This window comes from Shewanella sp. TC10 (assembly GCF_009663145.1).
Lineage (GTDB): Bacteria > Pseudomonadota > Gammaproteobacteria > Enterobacterales > Shewanellaceae > Shewanella.
In genome coordinates, this window is the sequence record NZ_VKHR01000060.1 from 1 (window position 1) to 23,481 (window position 23,481).

Below are 23,481 nucleotides of genomic sequence, written 5' to 3' on the forward strand. Positions count from 1 at the left end.
AGCGATATTTACTGGGGAGCGGGGATTATTTGGGATCCCCGCTCCCCAGTAAATATCGCTTGGCCAATTTGAATATGATTCGTTTCCTTCAGATAATCGGGACCATATAGAGGATCTGATTCAGGAAAAGGCAGTGCAACATGGGAAAGTGAGTAAACTCCACGTGGCCATTCAAGGGCTAATGGCTTAGAAGTTTGGCTATCATCTTGGCCCATCTCAACTTGTTGAGCATTGTTCATTTGTATACTGGTCATTTGTACAAAATGCTCACGTTCAATGTCATTTTCAATCAAGGTTAACTTATAGTTCAGTGCATTATTGAGCCATAAAGGTGCCATTTCTTCCATAGGATCATTAACGATGAGTTGGCGATTATTAGGATTGCGATTGATATCAAATATAACAAGTTCATGTTTATCAGAAGGTAAAAATTGATATAAATGCTCCACTACAGCTGTAGAAGACACAGTATCATCAGCCAATGATTGAAAGGTGAGTATTGGCGGCAATGCTTGTAATTGCTCATTGCTCATTGTCGAGGTAATTTGATAATTTCGCTGAGATAGCTGATAAACCACATCACCCGCATTCACTGCAAATGAAGCATATTTAAACGGGTCGTATTCAGCAGAAATACTATTCCAAAATAGTTTTTCATAACCTAATACATTACCTAGCATCGCTTGCCACTTAGCGCCTGCTGCTATCGGCTGAAGACCAATAGCAGGTGATATAAATACCATCCCTGAATACACAGGCTTAATTGTTGCCAGCTGACTAGACTCTTCAGGCTCTATAGACGTTGCTGAATCTATAGAGGTTACTGAATCTAAAGAAAGACCAGCTGAAAAAGTCTCAGCACTATTTTCTAGCTCTAGATTTAATGCTAGCGCGGCGCCGGTTGAAAAACCTACCACATATAAAGGCTTACCATTAAGCTTACTTTTCATGTGTTCAGTAGCAAGGTTTACCGCGCTAGCAAGATCAGGCCAAGTTATCCCGGTTAATCCAGCAGGAATAGTGCCGTGCCCTGGAAGTCTGAGTCCTAACACGTAAGCAGAATCTCGGAAGTGCTTCGCTAAATGAGACATCGCATAGGGCGAGTCAGACATACCGTGAATAAACAACACACCATATTCGGCCGAAGGATTTGGCCACTCAAATGTACGGTTCCAGTTTGTCTCCCACACTCCAGGATCTGACAAACTGCCCTTTTCATAGCGGTTGATTAATGAAGGTTTACTTGGTTGATAGGTTTGATAAATTTTATTGTCTAGTTCGCTAAATAAATCACTTTCAAGCGCCATATACTCATCAAAGTTTTTTAAGCCAGATTGTTGATGATATTCATGTTTCAGCTCAGTGGTATGCCATAGTTCAAGTTCTGAGCGAGCATTAAGCAACCACACAACTGCAGCTAGAAAAACAATGATACTGCCAATGAAGCCGTATATTGCAAAAAATACCAGTTGTTTAGTTGAACCAATAACGATCGCTTTCATTCATCTATCCTTGAAGTGAGCAGGCAATTTTTGTGAACCCAATTGATTACTGCACTAATTTTAGCTGATGAGTTCTCTATTAGAGTCTACCTTACAATAATGATAATCTAACAAAAATGATTGAATTCACAGACATTAAAATGACATCAGACCTGTATAACGCTAAAAACTCTGGCTTTCAAATGGGTGTGGATAACCCAGATGTAGCCTTTTACCTGCCAAACTTCCCACTAATGCCGAGCCCTGATCCCGCAGTTAATACTGAAACTAATACCGAAGCTAATACCGAAGCTAATACCGAAGCTAATAGCAATGTCGATATTGAGAAGCTAATCGAGTTGAATGGCAATCACTGGCGAAAAATTTTTACCATCATGGCAAAAATCACTGTAGTAGATAGCACTCCTGACAGCTGGCGAAGCCATAGGAATCAAGTATTAAATACAAATGATACAGGATTAAAAACAGCACTTTTTATCAAGGCTAATAGCTTATGCGCAAACGCCAAAATCCACATTATTTGTGGTCAGCAAGCATATGATGATTTGACTCTTTATTTGAACGAAGGCTTGAACCATGATTTGACTAATGATTTAGCTAAAATAGGACAGTTTACTCAGTTAACGGATAGCCCAACTGTGACTGTACTTGGCGACAAACAAAAAATAATGGCGCATAAGCATATACTTATTGCGCCATATTTAGACTATCGTCAATTTCCCAATCAGCTTATTGCACTGCTACGTGATTACATCAAACAGTCTGGCTATATCAACTATTAAAGCTGAACAAACTACTAAGCCTGAATAAACTAATCAGCTTTTATAAACGAGCAAGCCTAGTCGTAAATAGTGGGAATTGGCTGACGTTTATGTTGAGTGCGTTTGTAAATAGCAATGAGCTTGTCTTCTACGCTCGAATCAACAGACTTACCTTCTAAAAAGTCGTCTATTTGATCGTAAGTCAGTCCAAGTGCCACTTCATCTTCAAGTTGCGGCTTATCATCTTCTAAATCAGCAGTTGGCGCTTTAGTCACTAATATTTCTGGCGCACCTAAATAGCTAGCGAGTTGACGCACTTGGCGTTTGTTCAAGCCAAATAAAGGCGCTAAATCACAAGCACCATCACCAAACTTGGTATAAAAACCAGTAATATTTTCAGCGCTATGATCGGTGCCGACCACTAAACCGCCAGTCAGTCCCGCAATATGATATTGGGCAACCATTCGCATCCGCGCTTTAACATTGCCTCTCACAAAATCAAGGTTGTCATTCTCAGCAACAGTGATACCTGCATCCTCTAAACCCGATACTGTCGCGTTATGCACGCCAACAACACCATCTGCGATATTTACGGTCACTTGTTTAGAAGGTTGGATAAACTGACAAGCTAATTGAGCTTCATCTTCATCCTTTTGAACTTGGTATGGCAAACGAACCGCAATAAATTGATAAGTATTTTCAGGGTTGGCTTCATTCAAACTGTCGACCGCTAATTGGCATAGTTTACCTGTCACAGACGAATCTACCCCACCACTTATCCCTAACACTAAACTACGTGAATGCGCTTCAACCAATTTAGTTTTAAGAAAAGCCACACGGCGCTCGACTTCGTAAGCGGGTTCAATCGCCTTAAGTACTTTCATTTCCCTTAAGATTTGTCCCTTCACAACGCTCTCCAATTCTGAGGTAAATTCAGTTTAATTAACCATATTGTGTTTACTTACAATGAGGTATTTCTGTTCTAATCAATATCCTACTGAATTTTACTTGCGGTACCAAGTACACTTAAGAATATTTAATATATTTAGCCATAAAAAAGGGCGAGCATATGACTATGCTCACCCTGATATGAATAACTGAGGTTATCTTTCCCAGTAAGACTCTTCTAAACTATCTTCACGCTCAGGTAATCCACGCGAAAGTCTTGGGCTATGTTGCGCCAGCACTTCATAAGCAACTCGGTTAGCGTATTTACACACTTGCGAGAATGATGAGTAACACAAACCATCACGTTGATGCTTACTTGAACCTGGTACATTGGTTTTATGGAATGTATTGGCTGATAAATCGTGCAATAACGCCGCGAGTGCGCCATCACCTGCACCATTAGTATTACGGATTAGTTCAGGGCCACCCATATAAGGAGAAATGTGCGCAAACACCTTAATTGGGGTTTCACAATCAGCTTTTAGTTTAGGACGTGAGAACTCGAAACGGTTAAATTCCGGAATAGCACCAGGAAGTAGAATATGGCTTGTGGCACGCTTTTCAGTATCTTCTGTGTAACCTGCAGTATATAAGCCTAGCGGGCCTGCTGTGCATAGCACCATATCTGCCCACTCAAGCGCTGCTTCACTTGCTAGTAAAGGATCACTAAAGCCAGTTAATGCTTCGCCTTCATCTTCATTCATCGCCAAAATAGTCACATTTTCACGAATAAAATCTTGCCACCACTTAGGATCTTCTTGAATTAAAAAGCGCGTACCTAAAGTGAGTACCACTGGTACGTCTGCAGCTTTAGCATACTCAATAGCCTGCATTGCAGCCGAGGTCATACCGTCGCCTTCACTAGCACGCATTAAATAAGCGGTAATGACTAAAGCTGAACTATTTTGAATCACTTCTTGGTCGATATACTCAGGGGTAAGTTTATCCATTGAGCCTTTGCTAATGGCAAACGTTCTTTCGCCGTCTTCAGAAATCAACGTGAAACAGCGGCCAATCGGGCCATCAACAGGCTGTAAATAATTTAAGTCGACTTTAGAAGAGGTATTGCAAAGATAGCGGTAAGCATAGCTGCCAACCATGATATTTTGGCTCATAACGCCGAATAGCACTGAGCGATCATCAGCTAAAATTGAATAATTGTGTACCGTGTTACCGATAGTGCCACCAGCAAACTCATCACTGATCATTTCATTGTTTTTCAGCTCATGGTAAAGCTCGTGAGCTTGTTGGTCATCAATTAAGGTTGAGTTACCCTTTGGCAGACCATAACGGCTTAATAGCTCGTCTTCTACCTTAGCTTCAATATCAACCAGGGTTTGGTCGATACCACAAATATAAGTCGAAACTGAATGCTCTTGTTGGGTTAACTGAGCCAGTAACGGATCTCTGTTATTTACCGGGAAATAGTGCTTAGATTTGCGTTGACCAGGAAACTTCATCTTTAACTCTCTGAGTGGGCATCCGTGCTATAAAGGATAATGGATTAAAACGGCATTTTGCTTATTACCAAACGCTAATTTTAACACAAAAACAATCAACACCAAGATAGATATCTATCTTTGTTACTTTTTGTGATGGTGATTTTATTTATGCCATAAAAAAGCCTGCAATGCAGGCTTTTTTATGAACAACAGCAACAAGATGCCACTGTTTAACACTTAACTTAGGCGATTAACTTGGGCAATTAACCTAGCAACTGTTTAACTTGCTCACTTACAGCAGCAACAGTTTGTGTTCCATCATACTTAGTGTACTGAGTGTTACCTTCAGCAGCCACTTTACCATAGTACTCAACTAACGGCTTAGTTTGCTCATGGTAAATACCAAGACGCTTACGTACTGTAGTCTCTTCGTCATCAGGACGGATAGCTAATTCTTCACCCGTCACATCATCTTTACCTTCAACTTTAGGTGGATTGTAAACGATGTGGTAAACACGACCAGAACCAGAGTGAACACGACGGCCACTCATACGCTTAACGATTTCTTCGTCCGGTACATCAATTTCGATTACATGATCGATTTCGATACCGTTAGCAACCATCGCATCTGCTTGAGGAATAGTGCGTGGGAAACCATCTAATAAGAAGCCTTTAACACAATCATCTTGTGCAATACGCTCTTTAACTAAACCAATAATTAGGTCATCTGATACTAACTGGCCCGCATCCATCACTGATTTGGCTTCTAAGCCTAATGCTGTGCCAGCTTTAATCGCTGCACGAAGCATGTCACCAGTTGAGATCTGTGGAATGCCGTACTGCTCCATAATAAACTGAGCTTGTGTACCTTTACCGGCACCTGGGGCACCCAATAGTATAATGCGCATCTCAAAAGTCCTCTTTATTGCTTTCATATTTTTAGGCCGCGATTCTCGCACATTTAACCTCTATTTAGAAGGTCAAAAGCGAAAGAGTTAGACCAATATCTAATACGTCATGACGTACTAAAATTCGTAGTGTTTAATACAGCAAACTATATAAACGACGGCGATACTGATTCGCTAAGGTGTTGCCTTGGCCTAATGCAGTGAGTATTTCCATAAAGACTTGTTTAACTTTGCCGTCTGCAGCTGATAAATCTTTTTGCAAAATCACAAATAAGCTTTCTAGTGCTTCTTCACCTCGATTCGCTTGATTTAGCGCTTTAGCTAAATCAATTGAAAGGTCAGCATTGTCAGGTTGCTGCTCAAGCGCTTGTTGTAACTGACGAATTTCAGGAGTGTCAGCGGCATCTTCAGCCAATGCAAGTTTCGCCTTAAGGTTTTGGTAATAACTGTCTTGATCGGCAAGGCCTATGGTTGCCAGCAATGTTTTAGCTTCAGCTAATACGCCCAGTTGCAAGTAGGTATCAACAAGATATAACCCAATCTCAGCTTTCTCACCTGAGTCGGCGTAACCACTTTTTAATAGCGCTAACGCTTCTTCTAACTTCTCTTTAGTGACATTTTCGTCAGCTAAAATGGCTTTAGCCGCATTGACATCTTGAACCCATAGCGCGGGTAAATGCTTATTTAATAGCTCATTTACCTGCTCGACACTTTGAGTACCAGCAAAACCATCTATCGGCTGGCCTTTATTTAACACAAGGTGCGTTGGTAAGCTTTGAATTTGAAAGTAGTTAGCAATTTCTAATTCTGCTTCACAGTTTACTTTTGCCAGAATAAAGCGACCCGCTTGCTCATTTGCAAGTTGCTCCATCACTTGCATCATCTGCACACTTTCTGGTTGCTGCTGCGCCCAAAAAGACATGACAACAAAATTATCCATTGAGGCATCAACAACCTGCTGAATGTTCTCTTTGGTTAAATTAATAATATGTTCCATGGTGGATCCTTATCGCAATGTCATTGCACCAGTATCACACTGGCTCAATTTGAATGCTAATAAAAAGCGGACACTGAGTCCGCTTTTTCAATCATGACAATAACTTATTTTAAGCTTGCTACTAACATTTCGTTAGTTAACTTAATGAACGCAGAAGGATCCGCTAAGCTACCTTTTTCAGAAAGCTGAGCTTGTTGCAGTAATAAATCTGCCCAGTTTGCAAACAACAACTCATCTTGTTCGTTGTTTAAACGCTCAACCAATGGGTGATGCGGGTTGATTTCAAACGTCGGCTTAGACTCAGGTACAGGTTGACCTGCTGATTGCATAAGCTTAATCATTTGCGATGACATTTCACCTTCACCAGCAACCACACACGCAGGCGTGTCAGTTAAACGTGACGTCACTTTTACATCAGCCACTTTAGCGCCTAAAGCGGTTTTCATGCGCTCTACTAAGCCTTCAGCTTCACCAGCTAGTTTTTCTTGGGCTTCTTTTTCTGCTGCGTCTTCTAGTTCACCTAGCTCTAAATCACCACGTGTCACTGAGTGCAGCTTCTTTTCTTTGAACTCGGTTAAGTGGTTAATTAACCACTCATCGATACGCTCTGACATTAATAGCACTTCAATGTCTTTCTTACGCAATAGTTCAAGGTGAGGACTGTTTGCTGCAGCTTCATGGCTGTCTGCCACGATGTAGTAAATCTTATCTTGGCCTTCTTTCATACGGCTGATGTAGTCATCTAGCGATACGTCAGTGGCTGGTGTGTCATTGTGCGTTGAAGCAAAACGAAGTAAACCAGAGATGCGTTCGCGGTTAGCGAAGTCTTCAGCTGGGCCTTCTTTCAACACTTGACCAAATTCAGCCCAAAATGCTTGATACTTCTCAGCATCATTTTTAGCCATTTTTTCAAGCATGCCTAATACACGCTTAGTCACACCACCACGCAGTGCTTTAGTAACGCTATTGTCTTGTAAGATTTCACGAGACACATTTAACGGTAAATCGTTTGAATCGATTAACCCTTTAACGAAACGAAGGTAAGTCGGCATGAACTGCTCAGCGTCATCCATAATGAATACACGTTGAACAAATAATTTAAGACCGTTTTTAGCATCACGGTTAAACATATCCCATGGCGCTTTGCTCGGGATATACAATAAGCTCGTGTACTCTTGCTTACCTTCAACACGGTTATGAGACCAGCTAGCAGCATCACCATAGTCATGTGAAATGTGCTTATAGAACTCTTGATACTCTTCATCAGAGATATCTGACTTGCTACGAGTCCAAAGCGCAGTCGCTTTGTTCATAGGCTTCCATTCGCCTTCAGTCGCAGGAATAGCTTCGCCACCCTCTTCTGTCGCTTCAACGGCTGGAGTGCCTTCTTCAAACATTTCTACTGGCACAGAGATATGATCTGAGTACTTAGTGATGATTGAACGTAAACGCGTGTCGTCAGCGTATTCTTTTTCTTCTTCACGTAAATGCAGTGTAATTTCAGTACCACGGCTGTTTTTAGTGATGGTATCTACAGTGAAGTCACCTTCACCTTCTGATTCCCATACAACACCTTGATTCACATCAGCGCCTGCAGCACGAGTGCGAACAGTGACTTTGTCAGCAACGATAAATGCAGAATAAAAACCTACACCAAACTGACCAATCAGCTGTGAGTCTTTTGACTCTTCACCTGATAGGTTTTTAAAGAAATCAGCAGTGCCTGATTTAGCAATAGTACCTAAATGTTCAATCACACCATCACGTGTCATACCGATACCGTTATCTTCAATCGTAACGGTGCCTTTTTCTTTATCGGTGCTGATACGAACACGAAGCTCTGTATCATCTTCAAATAAGGTGTTGTCAGTTAATGCAAGGTAACGCAACTTATCAGCAGCATCAGCCGCATTTGAAACAAGTTCACGTAAGAAAATTTCTTTATTTGAATATAAAGAATGGATCATCAGATGAAGAAGTTGTTTTACTTCGGTTTGAAAGCCATGTGTTTCTTGTTGAGACATGAAAATTTCCCTTGGTTTAACGTTAATACAGCAGTCTTATCGAACCGATGCGGTCATTTCAATAAGACTAAAATTCTTTGTTACCTAGGAAATGGGGCGTGAAATTACGTTTTCAAGGGGAATTTATTCTGATGCCGAAAAAAAACGCAAAAAGGGCTAAATTAGCCCTTTAAAATACGATTTACTTAATATTGATATAAAGCAGATGCGGCTTTATAAAGGAATACGACCATTAAACGATAATGCCAACGTCGTGCTGTCCACATACTCAAGTTCTCCACCTACTGGAACACCATGAGCAATACGGCTGATGACGACATTATGTCGACGAGCAATATCAGCAATAAAATGGGCTGTTGCATCCCCTTCAACTGTAGGGTTAGTGGCTAAAATGAGCTCAGTCACATCTTCAGACGATAAATGTTTTTCAAGTAACGCAAGCCCTAACTCTTCAGGTCCCACACCATCAAGTGGCGATAAATGCCCAAGCAGCACAAAATAGCGCCCCATAAAATGACCACCAGCCTCAATAGCTAACACATCGGCAGGGGTTTCAACGACACAAATCACCCCAGCATTACCTCGCTTTGGGCTACTGCAAATTGGGCATAAATCTTGTTCGGTAAATGTACGGCAAGCTTGGCAATGACCAACTTCACTCATTGAACGTTCTAGTGCATTAGCGAGCTTGTGCCCTGCTTTACGATTACGCTCCAATAATTGAAACGCCATACGCTGGGCGGATTTAGGACCCACGCCCGGTAAACATCGTAACGACTCAATTAACTCATCAACAAGTGGACTAAATTTCATAAACTAACAATTGCCTTAGCAGTGCAGCAGCACTCAATATAATGTTTCAGCTTGGATTACAGATTACCAGCTAAAGGAATGGGTGAATTATTATCTCAAGCGAGAAAGATTGCAAAGAGTATCTTTATTGCTAACCCTAAACTCATCCACAGATCTGACGTCAGGGATATGGCTACAGGTTAGTGATATGTCTACTATTAGCTTGCCAAGGTCGAATACTTTCGTTATTAGCAAAGTAAAAGGCTGCCTTTTAACAAGTTAGCTTTTCACTGAGCGATAACGAAATACCTCTTCCAAGGGTAAATTAAACACTTCAGCAATTTTAAAGGCGACCTCTAAAGTTGGTGAATACTTATTCGATTCAATCGCCATCACAGTTTGTCTCGTTACCCCTATGAGATCGGCAAGTTGCTTTTGGGTCATTTCATCATGTAAAAACCGCAACGTTCGAATAGAGTTAGATATCCCCATTTCATCATTTTTATCCATAAATCTCTCCCGTGCGCCCTTTGTACAACTGCACGCCATAATGAGCTAATTCAGCGGTCAGAAATGCCACTAGCAAAATATGTAAAGGTAAATTAGGAATAGGTTCAAACAGAATAATGTCGGCTTGTTTGTCTATACCGTACTGCACAATCGCTAAAACGACCCCAACTTGCAAAATCATCGCTGAATATTTGTAACCCACTAGATCAATTTGTTTTTCTCTTACATCCATCGGTTGATTCAGTTCATCATCACTGACAAATGCGAGGACGATATAACTCAATACCATGAGTACCACTGAGTAAATGATGATTTCCAGTAATACCCCAGAAAGCCATACAGTCGAAGCAAACTCTTCAGCACTGGCATAGTACATTCTGCTCAGATAAATGTAGAAAATGTATGCGGTAACCAAGAAGTCCACCGACAAAGTGACTTCTCTAAAACTGGTTTCTTGTAACCATTGGTGCAATTTTTGTTTATTACTCATGTTAATTTAACCTCACTCCGTGTTAAAGATATTTAACTTGTGGTTAATTTAAGCTTACTTTTTGTTCGTGTCAAATATTTTTAACCTGAGGTTAAGTATTGAATACTTAAGTTGTATTAGATGTAATGGTTCAATACCATTACTAAGCAGCTGTCGACTTCTAATGGATATTGAATTTAAATGAATATAAAAAGCTAAGGTTTTCAGACAACAGCGTTTCGCTATTTTATAGATATTTTGGCTTTGGGAGCTGACAAATTGCGAGATATTTTTGTCCTGACTTAACTGACACCAATAAAAAAGGAAGCCATTAAGCTTCCTTTTTATTGGTAAATGATAAACCATTTACTATCGCATATACTATGAGATGTACTATGAGATGTACTATGCCACTTTGAATTGTGAAATAGTCTGGGTCAGCTCTTGAGTAATGTCTTTTTGGGCTTTACTTTTGGTGGCCATTTCTTCCGTTTGCGACACTGCAGTTTCAGCCAACTGATTTACAGAAATAGTTTGCTTAGTAATTTCATCTGATGCGGATGCTTGCTCTTTAATGGTCGATGCAGTTTCATTCGACTGCTCTTTAATAAGGGCAATGGCTTGATTAATTTGCGCAAGTTTATCGCTGACTTTACTGATGAGCTCTACGCCTTGGTCAGTTTTACGCTTACCTTGATTCATCGCTAATACCGCACTTGAAGCAGACTCTTGTAATTTGGCAATAATCTTCTCAATGTCACCAGTTGAATCTTGAGTTCGGCTCGCTAAAGTCCTGACTTCATCAGCAACAACAGCAAATCCGCGTCCTTGCTCACCTGCTCTTGCTGCTTCAATTGCAGCATTTAGCGCCAATAAATTGGTTTGCTCAGCAATGTTTTTAATCACTTCCAATACTTCAGAAATAGACTCTGAGTTTTTATGTAAATCACTCACTACTTCCGTCGCATTGCCAACTTCTTCCGTGAGATCTGCCATCAAGGTGTTTGCGTTATCAGCAAGCATACTCCCTTGTGATGACTCTTCAGTTGCTTGCGTAGCGTAATCCAGCGATGTTTGCGCATTATCAGAAATACCGTGAATTGTTTGCGTCATTTGTGTGGCTGCAGTAGCGATTTGCTCGATATAGCCTTTTTGAGTATTGACTGTCGTAGTGAAGTCGTTGACCAAGATGCTCACATTGTCCGACTCACTCATAACCTGCTCTGTCGTATTATTACATTGGCCGATAATGGCTTGAATATTTTGTACAAAGGCATTGAATGAGTCACTTAGCTGACCTAGCTCATCATTACTATTAATATCAATTCGTTTGGTCAAGTCACCTTCACCAGAAGCTATATCATCCATTGCTGCAACAATACGGTTTAGTGGTTTCGTCAGAAGTTTTTGAATCGTAAAAAAGATCACTGCAGAGGTAATTAGCATTACCAATAACACCATAATGATTGACGACACAATGGTGTCAAAAACTGGGTCATCAATTACATGCATTGGCACCATGAAGCCAACTCGCCAGTCGAGCGCTTGAACATCATCATTCACTGAGGTGACGTAAGCAAGATAGGTTTCCCCCTTGAATGTCACTTCGCTAATCAGCTCATTTGTATGTTGACTGTCACTCAGTAATTGGCCAAATCCTTTTGCATCATTGAAAATGCTATCAACGCGATCCAACTTCGGCAGCTGGCTCATATCAATACGCTCCTGATTATCAGGAAAAGAGATAATTTGCCCTTCTCGGGTGAATAAAAAGCCAAAGCCTTCGTTTTCAAACGTCATGGTATCAATCAGGCCACTTTTAATTTCAGACGCTAAGATATCAATCCCCATAACACCAAGGAGTTGTCCAGTGTCACCATAAACCGTTGTTTTTATGGATGTCACAATAGAGCCATCATTGGCGTCAATTTCTGGGTTAGTGATAAAAAGTCGATCCTTTTTTAGCGCTTCTCCCCACCAAGGTCGCTTACCTGTGAAATAGGCTGCGTCATTGTAGCGACCATTGATATCGAAATACTCTTGTGTGGCAGCTGGCGCATAAAAAACAGACTTTATCATCGGATCATAAGCAGATTCATGTTTGAATAGTTTGACCAAGTTTTGATATTGAGGATCACTGTCAATGTCTGAGCCACGCTGAGTGTATTGGCTGAACCAAGCATTAACGAAAGAGTTGCCTTTTAGCGAACTAACCACTCGGCTACGCTCTCTAAAGAACTCATGAATACCATTAGAAGTTTCTTGAGTAGCACGCCTTATCTCTTGAATAACCGATTGTTCAACACTTTCAGCGCGATAAGTGGTTACAGCGTAAGCTACGATGATGGCGATAACTGCAATGATGCCAGAAACGGAGAAAAGCACTTTACGTGCCACCGATTGTCTAGATTTCATAAATACATACCCTGGGAATTAATTTTATTTATCATACACAGAGGGCATGGCCTTAATTAATAAGCCTAAATTTACTTAAGATCCGCTCAAGACAACGCACACTGTGTGATATTTATTATTGTTCTACTTTCAAACACAGAACGATTGAAGTATTTTCATCATACAATAGCCCGCCAGGTTTTTGTAATAAAAAATCAACAAAAAAAATCAAATACTGTCATTATTAATCAATAACATACCTTGATCACACTTTCCCCTCCATCGACAAGTAACATTTTAATCACTTATCAATAGGTAAAACAAAATGCTACGAAAACCTGCCTTAATCTAGCTTTGCTCATTAAATTTTCAAGATTATTTGCTCGTCTTTAAATCAGTCAGCAATAAACTCGCTTGCCTATAAGTCTCTTTGCCAGATTAATGTTTACTCACTAATGTTTAGTTTACTAATGTTTAGTTCATAGGCGCTTACTTAAATAATGTTTACCTAATAGCACAATCATAATTCCGCTCAAGATCACCAATGATGATATGCCAAGCCTTAAAGAAAACACTTCATCAGCAAATATCACTCCGCCAGCGGCCGCAATAACCGGTACCAGTAATTGCACTACACCAGCTTGAATGCCGGATAATCCTGCTAATGCTGCATACCAAATGACGTAACCCACTGCCGATGCGAAGCCGCCAGAGATTATCGCTAGCAAAATGCCTGCAGGTGTTACTGTCGAAAACGAGATGGTTACAATCGATAAAATGATCACCAATGGCAAAGTGCGGATAAAGTTAAAACTGGTATCACTAATAGGTTCGCTGCATCGCTTTCCTTCAAGGGTATATAAACCCCAAGCTACACCAGACATCGCCATCAATACAAAACCAGATATTGAAGGTGCGCTCGCACCTGGCAGGACTAAGTAAACAAAACCTGCAAAGGCAATCATGACACCAAACCACTCAGCTAAATGAAATTTTTGACCTGAAACAGCGCCGACAACAATCATGGTCATTTGAACTGTGCCAAATAAAATTAGCGCACCGGTTCCTGTATCTAGTGATGTATAAGCGTAAGAGAAGGTTATTGCATAAACAAACAGCATCAAGGCAGCATTCCAACTGCCTTTAGAGAGAGCATGAGGATGGGATGACTTTAAACCGGCCGTTGAATGGATACTGTTTCGTGTGGTTACCTCATCAACCGAATTGGGTTGTCGCCAATTTGCCAATTGCATAATAACAACTAATACCACAATGCCTGATAATAACCGAATTGCAGTAAAGCTAGCTGGATCGATAAGATCTTTTCCAAGTGCAACTCGACATAAAATGGAATTTCCCGCAAATGCGAGTAATGCTAACAAGGTATAAACAAGGGTTTTCATAGGGGCTGATATTTCAACTTAATGCTTTCTTCGTATTTATTTTTGCACTTGTAATCAGTGTGAGAATATAAGTGTCATCTATGGTTTATTAAACTTTCTAGCCTCAGGTTTTACATTGGTAGTTTTGCTGCATGTATTGCACTGACAAGCGAGAAATCTCTTTAAACACATCTAAGTTTAAATCAGATAACTTATTAATATATAGACACGATTTACCTAACTTATACTTCCCAAGGTTTTTAAGTAAACTCTCAAACTCATTAAACCCCGGCATAATATAAACCACTAAATTTTGTTTTCTGGGCGAAAAAGCGATTACAGGTGAGTCTCCTTCTCGGCCACTTTCATATTGATAATGATATTGGCCAAAACCGATAATACTGCCGGTTAAGTAGGGTTTGTATCCTGATACTTCTTCCAAAATAGTCAGTAAAATGTGAGCATCTGACTTTCTTGTATCGTTGTCAATTTCCGACAAGAATTGTTTTATCTCAGTCATTTAAACTCCTTTTATTATGATGATTTGTAAAATAAAACCATAACTAACAAAGTAAATTTTGGTAGAAGCATTTATTAACTTTAGTACAAAATGACTTATTGAATCTCTATCTATTAAAGCCTAGCTATTAAGGCCTAGCGATTGGGGCCATACAAAGCACTTTTTTATCAACGATATAAGACAAACAAGTCAAACGTTAACTATGCTCCATTTTCCAACCAATGTATGGAAACTGGATCCAAAAAGAGAAGTAAAAGAATGTTAAATACCAATAAGGGTAAACAAACTGAATTCCGAGTTCTTTATATAGCGCCAGCAATAAATAATCATAAATAAACAGAGGAAGGGTGAGATAAAAAGCAAGCCAGCACGAGTTAACAAAATGCTTGTTGTCGGACCACATTTTTTTAAGGGTATAACGAGTAACAGGAAAGTAAGCTAGCGTCACCAGAGGCACGATCAACAGCTTCACTTCTAAATACCATTGCTGATAGTAATCAGGTAACCCAATTAAGTAAAAACTAAGCCAAGTAATAAAGCTATAGATTAGCAATTGAAAATGTTTTTTAGCCGACATTCCGCTGTTATCCTCATTAAAATATAGAGAAGAAAGCCCTATTTATATCGTTAGTTATCTTACTCTCAATACCTGTTTTTTATCTGCTTTTTTCATACATAGCCATGCCAATAATGGCTTCAGAGATAAAGATAACCCCATATTGTAAGCACACACCAAAAACAACACCTATTCCAGCTTGAGGATCTGGACTTATCCCAAACAATAAACCCAACGCCAATATTGAAACAAAAAAGCCAGCTAGAGCTCTGCAAATCGTTTTTAACGAAGTGGAATAAGTATTTTTATTCGCTAATAAATACACCACTAAATACGGGAGTATCAATAGAATCGTTGCAGTAAGTCCACTTCCCCAAAATCGCCAAGTGATAGCCAAAATCGATAACATCGACAAGAACTTAATTACATTAAATACCGTTAAGTTAACCATAAGCCTTCCTTAGCTAATAAGCTCAGTTTAATGATTGATGCAGTGAGACAATGTATGAGCACTCAATGCAGTTCACTTAATTTCTGGTTGATCAGTTTGTTGAGTCATTTTTAGTAACGCTATAATTTCATCAGTTACTTGCATCATATTCAGATGAATATGTTGGGATAGTAACTCCAAATCATTAAAATCAGGTTTGCTTATTATTACAGACTCAATTATTGAATATTGAGGCATTTCAGTTTTATCTTTGTTCCACTTGGTAGATTTTAGCAAGTTCCAATATTCTTTTTGAATTGGAATGGTGTTTCCCAACAACCAAACTTCGAACCTCATATCTAAGTGATTAAGTACAAGTCCTAACTTTAGCTTTTTGCTCTTTAAAAAATCATTGGTGTAATAAAAATAGGTGTAATCCAAATAACCATGAAGCATTTTTGCAAATGAATATTGGTGCCCTAGATTTTTTACCTTCTCTGTTCTGGTATTCATCATAAATTTAACTAACTCGTTATATGCAACAAGTATGTCTCCTTTACGAAGCTCATTTTGATAAACAGCAACGATGTCATTTAAATTTTTCATAATTACTCCCAGTTACTATGGCAGTTACTTTGGCAGTTACTTTGGCAGTTACTTTGGCTGTTACTTCCCTTGCATGAGTTAACCATATACTGAAGGGCAATTTCATCAACAAAAACATATCCTCTTTGCAGAAATGATTTATGAAGACTTGTTATCATACAATTCACAATAAACTCAATATAGCAGTTCCCAAGCGTAATTCAGAAACCTGTGCGCTATTACCAGACACAAACATAACAAAACAGAATATACTTCAGTCTGCTAAGGATTTAATAGACAGGATTATGACTAAATAAGTCCATCTCGCACCTCTTGAGAGTATGATATTTATATTGTTTTTGTCATTGTAACCTTTTAAGACCTATTCATAGCTAGATAATCGCCCACAAAAAAGCCCAAGTCGATGACTTGGGCTTTTTTGTAAACTTCACTAGCTTCTAGCTCAGCTTATCGCTTAGCTAGGTACTGGTAGTCTTAGAATGGCATTTTCATTCCAGGAGGTAACTGCATACCGCCGGTTACTTCTGCCATTTTAGCTTTTTGGTTTTCTTCGATGCGACGTGCTGCGTCGTTGAATGCTGCAGCGATAAGATCTTCCAACATTTCTTTGTCATCTTCCATTAAGCTTGGGTCGATATCAACTTTACGAATGTTATGAGCACCTGTCATGGTTACTTTTACTAAACCTGCACCCGCTTCACCAGTCATTTCTGATTGAGCGATCTCTTCTTGCATTTTAGCCATTTTGTCTTGCATCTGCTGGGCTTGTTTCATTAAGTTGCCCATACCGCCTTTTCCAAACATAGTCTTTTCTCTTAATTAGGTTATTAGCAAGCAGCCAAAGTGGGGCTAATCTTACTGAAAAAAAATAAATTGGCAATAAATCTCAGTTTATTGCTATCAAACTTTTGAAGCTGCTAGCGCTTTCGCGCAATTATTGTGCGACTAAAGCAGGAATTTGTTGGCCTATGGCCTGTAATTTCTCTGCTGGATACACCAAGGTATCTGGATTTAACTGTGCAGCTAATCGAGTGAACATCCATTGTACTTTGTCATCATTAATTAAAGCGTAATTTGCGTTAGCTAATAATTCACGATGGAATCTTTTTCTTAATTCTAGTGGTGTTTCATGCTTTCTGTCCAAGCCAACATTAATCAACACTGTTGTCGGCTCACCTAAATGCTCAGATAAGGCATTTTGTAATTGCTCAATGGCAACATCAGCAGCCAAGTGCTTTTGGTCTGGTTTTAATAGTAGTGGAATTGGATTTTCTAAACGCTGACAAACGGAATTAACCGCTAACTGTCTGACGCGCCCACCAATACTAAGTGAAGCCATCACCTTATACCAATGTAGATCTAGATCATCACCAGATATCTCATGCTCACCACTTACAGCTAATGCTGTTGAGGTTTCTACTGCAGCAGCTTGATTACTCTGACTTAAAAGCTGCGCAGATGTTTCGACTAATGAGACAGTCTGAGGTGCAGCTTCTGACTGGCTATTTTCAATTGCTTTGACATGAGTCTCATTCGTTTGTTCGACATTAGATTCAGCTTTGTGATCTTTAACAGCCTGAGCATTGGCCATCGCAGGCTCGATAGCACCTTCTGGCTTATCCCAAGGAGGTCTATCATTTTCATTTAAAACTTTGTCTGAATTTGATTGAGTTGCAATAGCTACATTTTCATCTAACTGTTGATTTGACTCTGTTGGTGCATGTCCTTCTGCGGCAATTTTACTGCGTGGTGCGGGTACCTTAATACTAGGGTTCGCTGCCGCTTGTTGCTTTTTTGCTTGTTCACCTTCTGTGGCGAGATTTGTTAAATCAGCTTTTAATGAGTCATTAGTCGCCAATACAGCATCAAGCAATGCATCTAAATCTGCCACTTCTTCAGCTGTGGGTTCAGGCGCTGTTTTTGCCACAACAGCTTGTGTTTGCGGATGACTGCTAGGAACATCACTCGTTGATAGCTGGCTTTCGTCATACGAAGATGCTGAAAATGAACTCATATCATCGTGTTGATAATCATCCATTGATGCCTCTGAACTCGCTTGAGCAAATTGCTCATAAGCATCCATAGGCATGTCGTCGCTGCCACTTAATGATGAGCCACTTAATGATGAGTCACTTAATGATGAACCATTAATTGAAGAGGCTTGTGGTTGTTCGCTCATTTGAGCTTGATTGTTAGCAATCTCTTCAGTGGTTTTTTCACTTTCTGATGGTTTGCTTAGATCTGATGCCGATACTGCTTTTTGCTCAAAGCCTAAACTACTAGCTTGGCTTAATAGTATCGCCTGTTCTGCTGCGAGCGCTTCATCTGATTTATGCTCCACTGCGGGTTCGGTTTGGGCAGGTTCGGTTTGGGCGCTTTCGCTCGCACTCACTGAAGTTTCAACGTTTACACTTGAAGGCACTTGCGTTTTCTGGGTAGTGCTCGCTACAACTTCAGGCTTTATGTCAGAGTTTGGCTCAGGTTGTGGATCACGTTGTGACTCAATTTTTGGAGTTGAGTGAAGCTCTGGTTTAATTTCTGGTTTATCTTCTGATTTAACTTCTGATTTGAGCTCAGTTGTTTGTTCCGCTTGTGGCTCTGGCTTATTCGCAGGCATTTGCGTCGCAGCGGCTATAGCTTGCGGACTTGGGGCTGCTGGTAATGATATTTTTGCGGCATCATCTGTGTGCCAACGCTTAACGGGCTTTTCTGGCACAAAAGCGATAGCTCGCAGTAATGCCATTTCTAATCCTGATTTAGGGTCAGGTGCAAAAGCCAGTTCTTTACGACCAGTCAATAATAACTGATAGTAAAGCTGCACTTGCTCAGGTGTTAATTGTTGAGCAAAGGCTATTATCTGTTCACTATATAATGATTGTTGCGCTGCAGCTGGAGCAAATTGAGTTAAGGTAATTTGATGAAGCAGCTCAAGTAAACTACGCAGTACTTCATCAGCATCAGCGCCAAAACTAAGCACTTGCTGAATAGTCTGCATCAAATTAGCCACATCGGCATCGCACAGTGCTTTTAACAGTGCAAGGACTTGCTGAGCATCAATACTGCCGAGCATTGACTGCACTTGCTGATGCATAACTTGACCACTACCAAACGCAATGGCTTGATCAGTCAAGCTTAACGCATCGCGCATGCTGCCATTAGCTGCTTTAGCAAGTAAGTCTAACGCTTGTGGTTCATATTCCAGTTGCTCTTGAGTCAGAATAAAGTCAAGCTGCTTGGCGATTTCATCTTGAGAAAGGCTTTTTAAATTAAACTGCAAACAACGAGACAACACAGTGACAGGCAGTTTTTGCGGATCGGTTGTGGCCAGTAAAAACTTAACATGCTCTGGCGGCTCTTCTAGGGTTTTAAGCAAAGCATTAAAACTGCTGCGAGAGAGCATGTGTACTTCATCGATAAGATACACCTTGAAGCGTCCACGTGAAGGCTTGTACTGAACATTGTCCAGTAATTCACGAGTATCATCCACTTTGGTGCGCGACGCCGCATCGACTTCGATTAAGTCAACAAAACGCCCCTGTGCAATTTCAACACAACTTGAACATACACCACACGGCGTTGATGTTACGCCTTGCTCACAGTTTAAGCCTTTGGCAAATAGCCGCGCTAAACTGGTTTTACCGACACCTCGAGTACCAGTAAATAAATATGCGTGATGTAAGCGCTGCTGAGTTAATGCATTTGTTAGAGCTAATAAGACATGCGACTGCCCTACCATTTCCTCAAATTTTGCAGGGCGCCACTTACGGGCTAACACCTGATAAGACATGGAATTCCCCAAGCTTCAAATTAAAACGGGATGATTTAGCGACCTTGTAATTAAACACGGTATTTAAAATGCGGTTTCTAAAAACTGTTTTAAAAGCGGTTTCTAAAGGTCAGTACCCGAAAATAAATTTAACAATAACATGCAAGTTAAAAACACGCTATTGATACACTATTTAACGGGTGGGTTTGGCGAAGATTTAGACTAACTTAATCGCTATGTGCTGATTAAGTAAGATGAACCTATATTAGCGAATAAGCACGGCTCAAATAATCATAAAATACAGGTTCGATTAAACAACAGACATAAAAAAGCAGCGCTAAATGAGCTTCATTTATGCACTGCCTTTACTAGCCTGATTTAGCTAAGAGTTACTCGCCTTCAAACTCACATAAGGTCAAGATTTCAATGCCTAATGCTTCAATACGTTTTTCACCGCCAATATCAGGCAGAGAAATAACGAATGCAGCATGAGCAACGTCACCACCGAGTTCACGAATTAACTTTACAGTCGCTTCGATAGTGCCGCCAGTTGCAAGCAAATCATCAACGACTAATACTTTATCGCCTGGCTTGATAGCGTCGACATGAATTTCTAATGTGTCTTTGCCGTATTCAAGATCATAAGTTTGAGCAATGGTCTTTCTTGGTAATTTACCAGGCTTACGAACAGGAACAAAACCTATACCTAGCTCTAGTGCTAATGGCGCACCGAATAAAAAGCCACGAGCTTCCGTTCCAACAACTTTGGTGAATCCAAGCGACTTATAGTGGTCAACAAATAAAGCGATAGTCGCTTTATATGCTTCTGCGTCTTCTAATAAGCTGGTGACATCGCGGAACATGATGCCTGGAATTGGATAATCAGGAATGGCTTTAATGCTGTCTTTGATTAACGCTAAACTTGCTGGATTCATAGTCATATTGATTTGTCTATTTAAAAAGGAATGGATTAATAGCCACTATGGCAATTCAGATTAAACTGAAATTGTAAAAATAGTATCTGGCATATCACTCGATTTGGCAGATAGTAAGCATGTTTGATGACAGTTGCAACTAACGAGCAAAATACCAGCAACTTTTAATCTAACTCTGGGATCTGCCACATAAAAAGTAATAGTACACATAACATACAAACTAACATTATCTGTACCCATAATAACGGCACGATAGCGATACTCACCACAAAGCTCAGTGTGGTCATTATCATGGCTTTACGTTTTAACTTCTTGTTAATTGATCGCTTGTTTTGCCAATCATTTAACCCTTGGGAAAACCATGGGTGTGTCATTAGCCAATGATGAAGCCTGTCACTTGAACGGGCAAAGCAATAAGCTGCAAGTAAAATAAAAGGCACGGTTGGCAGCAACGGCACGACAATACCAATAGTACCTAGCGTGACACTGGTTAAACCAACAATAACGAAAAAGCCGCGTTTTAACGACATAACACTCCAAGCAAAATCAAAAAAACCATTCAATAGAATGGTTTTTGGGGAACCGATGCTATTAAAAATAGGTCGGTATAATAACTGAGATGAACAGTTAAATTAAGCCTGCAAGTCTCAATGCTGAAATAGAAGCTGGTAATGTAGGTAAAAGCAAAACAAGGATAAAACCAATAAAATACAAAATGTTAAATGGGTCTTTAAACGGCTGACTCATGTTATTTGATTCCTAAGAGTAATGTTAACCACCTTCTGGCAGCGTGAACTAGATCACAAAATTCGCGCTATTGTAAGTAAAAAGGTCGCCAATAAAAACCCTAAAATAACTGTGCCATTTATTCTGTTGTATCTGCTTGGTTTAAAGTGCAAATAATGCCTTTTTCAGCTAACTGCTGCAGCATTTGCAAGCAGCCATTTGATAAAGCCTCAGCGCTCATTTGAGGGTAACTACTTTGTAGCCAAGTGATGATATCACTCAAGTAGCAAGTTTCAGCTTGGGTAATAAACGCCAACACTTGCGCTGTTAATGGATTCAGTTGTAAAAACACCACTTCATCCGCGTTGTCTCGATAAACGCAAAAACTGTGTGGCTGCTCACTAGGTTCTGTAGGCTGATAATCAACACTAATATGTTGAACCTCATAATGATATTGCGTCACAGTGGCTTTAACCGACATCGATAATGGCAATTCGGTGATCATGTCACTTGAAATAACCAACTCGTTTTCATTATCAAAAACAGTCGCTATATATAATTCAAGCCACTCGTAGTGCGCTAGCTCGACCATAAATGGCGGATCGTAATCCAGTAGCTGATAACTGGTTTGTAAAAATGCAATGAATTCTTGGGAGATCTCGATGAAGATTGGCGTTTTGCAATCGAAACTGACAAAAAATTGTTGAATTAACTTAAGCCAAGCATCTTCAGTGTATAAGGATTTTAAAACAGGAAAAGCGCCCGATACAAAGCCATTGATATTATTGAAAAATAGCTCTCGATATACCGTCATTCGCTCTAAGGTCATGCCATCTGGTAAAGGCTGATTAGGATCGCGAATGTAATCCATAAACGACTGTTGAGTGTCAATAAAAGTCATTAAGCACTCCTTGTCTTTAACGAAGCTAACGCTTGCTGTTGATATTGATGTATCTGATTGATTTCTAACAACAGCTCTGGCGTTTCTGGGATATTGAAGTCGCGCTCTAACAGTGTAGGAAATATACCGTGTTGTTGATAGCTTTGTTGTAGTAGTGCCCAGACAGGGTCAATCACATCAGCGCCGTGGGTATCTACCATTAATTCTGGTGTTTCTTCGTAATGCCCAGCAATGTGCATATACTCTATACGCTCTGTTGGCATTGACGCTAAAAATTTTGCAGCGTCATATTGGTGATTAATTGAGTTCACATAGATGTTATTGACATCGAGCAGTAATTTACAGTCAGCCTCAGTAAGCACCGCATTAACAAACTCTTGTTCATTCATTTGCGCCCCTGGCGCCGCATAAAATGAGACATTTTCAAGAATAAATGGTCTTTCTAGAATATCCTCGACTTGTTTAATCCGCTTAGCAACATAGTTCACTGCTTCTTGAGTGAATGGGATAGGCATTAAATCATACATGTGGCCAGTGCCTGAGCAGTAGCTTAAATGCTCTGAATAAATTTCAATTTGATGTAGATCGAGAAAGGCTTTAATGTTTTTTACAAACTCGGTATCAAGAGGCTCTGGACTACCAATAGATAAAGACAAGCCATGACAAAAAAACTCGTGCTGCTCAGTTAATTGTCTAAACTGCTTGCCAAACTTTCCACCTAAGGTCATCCAGTTTTCAGGTGCCACTTCAAAGAAGTTAATTTCGTCAGGCACCTGCTGACAAAACTCATCAAGCATCTCTCGGCGTAAACCCAGTCCCACTGTTGCTTGCTTTGCCATTACAACACTCCGTTTGTTACTTTTTATCAATTAAAAAGGCCTGCATAACAGGCCTTAGTTGACGACATAATGT

General features: G+C 40.0%; 22 protein-coding genes. 1 reads left to right on the plus strand and 21 read right to left on the minus strand.

Translation table 11 applies throughout. The features are described 5' to 3' along the window. Positions 1 to 8: 8 nt before the first annotated feature. Positions 9 to 1,502: an alpha/beta hydrolase gene (locus FNZ24_RS17430; RefSeq protein ID WP_153916113.1), complete on the minus strand. Its 1,494-nt coding sequence runs from the start codon at positions 1,500 to 1,502 to the stop codon at positions 9 to 11. Between the two features lie 140 nt (positions 1,503 to 1,642). On the opposite strand from FNZ24_RS17430, the gene FNZ24_RS17435 reads away from it, so the two are divergent. Continuing rightward, the gene (locus FNZ24_RS17435; RefSeq protein ID WP_153916114.1) at positions 1,643 to 2,284 is read left to right on the plus strand and encodes a DUF6942 family protein; all 642 of its coding nucleotides are present in this window, start codon (positions 1,643 to 1,645) and stop codon (positions 2,282 to 2,284) included. Positions 2,285 to 2,340: 56 nt separating this feature from the next. On the opposite strand, the gene nadE is transcribed toward FNZ24_RS17435, so the two are convergent. The 20 genes from nadE to FNZ24_RS17540 all read right to left on the minus strand — a co-directional run bounded on the left by nadE (position 2,341) and on the right by FNZ24_RS17540 (position 23,408). Beyond that, on the minus strand, positions 2,341 to 3,171 hold the full coding sequence (nadE, locus tag FNZ24_RS17440) for an ammonia-dependent NAD(+) synthetase (RefSeq protein WP_153916115.1): 831 nt from the start codon (positions 3,169 to 3,171) through the stop codon (positions 2,341 to 2,343). Positions 3,172 to 3,366: 195 nt separating this feature from the next. Continuing rightward, positions 3,367 to 4,671 carry an inosine/guanosine kinase gene (locus FNZ24_RS17445; protein ID WP_153916116.1) on the minus strand — a complete coding sequence of 435 codons (1,305 nt, stop codon included), beginning with the start codon at positions 4,669 to 4,671 and terminating at the stop codon, positions 3,367 to 3,369. A gap of 245 nt (positions 4,672 to 4,916) precedes the next feature. Next, positions 4,917 to 5,561 carry an adenylate kinase gene (gene adk, locus FNZ24_RS17450; protein ID WP_153916117.1) on the minus strand — a complete coding sequence of 215 codons (645 nt, stop codon included), beginning with the start codon at positions 5,559 to 5,561 and terminating at the stop codon, positions 4,917 to 4,919. A 133-nt stretch (positions 5,562 to 5,694) separates the two neighbouring features. After that, positions 5,695 to 6,558 carry a co-chaperone YbbN gene (locus FNZ24_RS17455; RefSeq protein ID WP_153916118.1) on the minus strand — a complete coding sequence of 288 codons (864 nt, stop codon included), beginning with the start codon at positions 6,556 to 6,558 and terminating at the stop codon, positions 5,695 to 5,697. A 104-nt stretch (positions 6,559 to 6,662) separates the two neighbouring features. Further along, positions 6,663 to 8,582 (minus strand): molecular chaperone HtpG, encoded by a 1,920-nt coding sequence (gene htpG, locus FNZ24_RS17460; RefSeq protein WP_153916119.1) that lies wholly within the window; start codon positions 8,580 to 8,582, stop codon positions 6,663 to 6,665. 213 nt (positions 8,583 to 8,795) lie between these two features. Next, the gene (gene recR, locus FNZ24_RS17465; RefSeq protein ID WP_153916120.1) at positions 8,796 to 9,395 is read right to left on the minus strand and encodes a recombination mediator RecR; all 600 of its coding nucleotides are present in this window, start codon (positions 9,393 to 9,395) and stop codon (positions 8,796 to 8,798) included. Positions 9,396 to 9,653: 258 nt separating this feature from the next. Continuing rightward, the gene (locus tag FNZ24_RS17470) at positions 9,654 to 9,884 is read right to left on the minus strand and encodes a helix-turn-helix transcriptional regulator (RefSeq protein WP_228768536.1); all 231 of its coding nucleotides are present in this window, start codon (positions 9,882 to 9,884) and stop codon (positions 9,654 to 9,656) included. Beyond that, the gene (locus FNZ24_RS17475) at positions 9,877 to 10,374 is read right to left on the minus strand and encodes a hypothetical protein (protein ID WP_153916121.1); all 498 of its coding nucleotides are present in this window, start codon (positions 10,372 to 10,374) and stop codon (positions 9,877 to 9,879) included. Before FNZ24_RS17475 ends, FNZ24_RS17470 begins: the two co-directional genes overlap by 8 nt. A gap of 384 nt (positions 10,375 to 10,758) precedes the next feature. Next, complete coding sequence (locus tag FNZ24_RS17480) at positions 10,759 to 12,768, minus strand: methyl-accepting chemotaxis protein (protein WP_153916122.1); 2,010 nt, start codon at positions 12,766 to 12,768, stop codon at positions 10,759 to 10,761. 458 nt (positions 12,769 to 13,226) lie between these two features. Next, on the minus strand, positions 13,227 to 14,150 hold the full coding sequence (locus FNZ24_RS17485) for a DMT family transporter (RefSeq protein WP_153916123.1): 924 nt from the start codon (positions 14,148 to 14,150) through the stop codon (positions 13,227 to 13,229). Between the two features lie 103 nt (positions 14,151 to 14,253). Next, entirely contained in the window at positions 14,254 to 14,649 is a 396-nt protein-coding gene (locus FNZ24_RS17490; RefSeq protein WP_153916124.1) for a DUF1801 domain-containing protein, read from the minus strand. Between the two features lie 196 nt (positions 14,650 to 14,845). After that, positions 14,846 to 15,226, minus strand: a complete 381-nt coding sequence (locus FNZ24_RS17495; protein WP_153916125.1) for a hypothetical protein — start codon at positions 15,224 to 15,226, stop codon at positions 14,846 to 14,848. Between the two features lie 79 nt (positions 15,227 to 15,305). Next, the gene (locus tag FNZ24_RS17500) at positions 15,306 to 15,656 is read right to left on the minus strand and encodes a hypothetical protein (protein ID WP_153916126.1); all 351 of its coding nucleotides are present in this window, start codon (positions 15,654 to 15,656) and stop codon (positions 15,306 to 15,308) included. 72 nt (positions 15,657 to 15,728) lie between these two features. Next, the gene (locus tag FNZ24_RS17505; RefSeq protein WP_194945091.1) at positions 15,729 to 16,241 is read right to left on the minus strand and encodes a DUF7000 family protein; all 513 of its coding nucleotides are present in this window, start codon (positions 16,239 to 16,241) and stop codon (positions 15,729 to 15,731) included. A 474-nt stretch (positions 16,242 to 16,715) separates the two neighbouring features. After that, the gene (locus tag FNZ24_RS17510; protein ID WP_153916128.1) at positions 16,716 to 17,045 is read right to left on the minus strand and encodes a YbaB/EbfC family nucleoid-associated protein; all 330 of its coding nucleotides are present in this window, start codon (positions 17,043 to 17,045) and stop codon (positions 16,716 to 16,718) included. 130 nt (positions 17,046 to 17,175) lie between these two features. Further along, a complete protein-coding gene (gene dnaX, locus FNZ24_RS17515; protein WP_153916129.1) occupies positions 17,176 to 20,028 on the minus strand; it encodes a DNA polymerase III subunit gamma/tau in 2,853 nt (950 codons plus the stop codon). A 368-nt stretch (positions 20,029 to 20,396) separates the two neighbouring features. Next, positions 20,397 to 20,948, minus strand: a complete 552-nt coding sequence (apt, locus tag FNZ24_RS17520; RefSeq protein ID WP_194945092.1) for an adenine phosphoribosyltransferase — start codon at positions 20,946 to 20,948, stop codon at positions 20,397 to 20,399. 158 nt (positions 20,949 to 21,106) lie between these two features. Then, the gene (locus tag FNZ24_RS17525; protein WP_102528419.1) at positions 21,107 to 21,472 is read right to left on the minus strand and encodes a YbaN family protein; all 366 of its coding nucleotides are present in this window, start codon (positions 21,470 to 21,472) and stop codon (positions 21,107 to 21,109) included. A 335-nt stretch (positions 21,473 to 21,807) separates the two neighbouring features. Beyond that, on the minus strand, positions 21,808 to 22,569 hold the full coding sequence (locus tag FNZ24_RS17535) for a DNA-binding domain-containing protein (protein ID WP_153916130.1): 762 nt from the start codon (positions 22,567 to 22,569) through the stop codon (positions 21,808 to 21,810). Continuing rightward, the gene (locus FNZ24_RS17540; protein ID WP_153916131.1) at positions 22,569 to 23,408 is read right to left on the minus strand and encodes a DUF692 domain-containing protein; all 840 of its coding nucleotides are present in this window, start codon (positions 23,406 to 23,408) and stop codon (positions 22,569 to 22,571) included. Before FNZ24_RS17540 ends, FNZ24_RS17535 begins: the two co-directional genes overlap by 1 nt. Between the last annotated feature and the right edge of the window lie 73 nt (positions 23,409 to 23,481).

Coding starts and splice junctions, on each gene's coding strand:
- dnaX (WP_153916129.1), bottom strand. CDS start 20,028: ATGTCTTATCAGGTGTTAGCCCGTAAGTGGCGCCCTGCAAAATTTGAG.
- FNZ24_RS17500 (WP_153916126.1), bottom strand. CDS start 15,656: ATGGTTAACTTAACGGTATTTAATGTAATTAAGTTCTTGTCGATGTTA.
- FNZ24_RS17480 (WP_153916122.1), bottom strand. CDS start 12,768: ATGAAATCTAGACAATCGGTGGCACGTAAAGTGCTTTTCTCCGTTTCT.
- FNZ24_RS17435 (WP_153916114.1), top strand. CDS start 1,643: ATGACATCAGACCTGTATAACGCTAAAAACTCTGGCTTTCAAATGGGT.
- FNZ24_RS17505 (WP_194945091.1), bottom strand. CDS start 16,241: ATGAAAAATTTAAATGACATCGTTGCTGTTTATCAAAATGAGCTTCGT.
- FNZ24_RS17470 (WP_228768536.1), bottom strand. CDS start 9,884: ATGGATAAAAATGATGAAATGGGGATATCTAACTCTATTCGAACGTTG.
- FNZ24_RS17445 (WP_153916116.1), bottom strand. CDS start 4,671: ATGAAGTTTCCTGGTCAACGCAAATCTAAGCACTATTTCCCGGTAAAT.
- FNZ24_RS17495 (WP_153916125.1), bottom strand. CDS start 15,226: ATGTCGGCTAAAAAACATTTTCAATTGCTAATCTATAGCTTTATTACT.
- FNZ24_RS17455 (WP_153916118.1), bottom strand. CDS start 6,558: ATGGAACATATTATTAATTTAACCAAAGAGAACATTCAGCAGGTTGTT.
- FNZ24_RS17475 (WP_153916121.1), bottom strand. CDS start 10,374: ATGAGTAATAAACAAAAATTGCACCAATGGTTACAAGAAACCAGTTTT.
- FNZ24_RS17430 (WP_153916113.1), bottom strand. CDS start 1,502: ATGAAAGCGATCGTTATTGGTTCAACTAAACAACTGGTATTTTTTGCA.
- apt (WP_194945092.1), bottom strand. CDS start 20,948: ATGACTATGAATCCAGCAAGTTTAGCGTTAATCAAAGACAGCATTAAA.
- FNZ24_RS17490 (WP_153916124.1), bottom strand. CDS start 14,649: ATGACTGAGATAAAACAATTCTTGTCGGAAATTGACAACGATACAAGA.
- recR (WP_153916120.1), bottom strand. CDS start 9,395: ATGAAATTTAGTCCACTTGTTGATGAGTTAATTGAGTCGTTACGATGT.
- FNZ24_RS17535 (WP_153916130.1), bottom strand. CDS start 22,569: ATGACTTTTATTGACACTCAACAGTCGTTTATGGATTACATTCGCGAT.
- htpG (WP_153916119.1), bottom strand. CDS start 8,582: ATGTCTCAACAAGAAACACATGGCTTTCAAACCGAAGTAAAACAACTT.
- FNZ24_RS17540 (WP_153916131.1), bottom strand. CDS start 23,408: ATGGCAAAGCAAGCAACAGTGGGACTGGGTTTACGCCGAGAGATGCTT.
- FNZ24_RS17510 (WP_153916128.1), bottom strand. CDS start 17,045: ATGTTTGGAAAAGGCGGTATGGGCAACTTAATGAAACAAGCCCAGCAG.
- FNZ24_RS17485 (WP_153916123.1), bottom strand. CDS start 14,150: ATGAAAACCCTTGTTTATACCTTGTTAGCATTACTCGCATTTGCGGGA.
- FNZ24_RS17525 (WP_102528419.1), bottom strand. CDS start 21,472: ATGTCGTTAAAACGCGGCTTTTTCGTTATTGTTGGTTTAACCAGTGTC.
- adk (WP_153916117.1), bottom strand. CDS start 5,561: ATGCGCATTATACTATTGGGTGCCCCAGGTGCCGGTAAAGGTACACAA.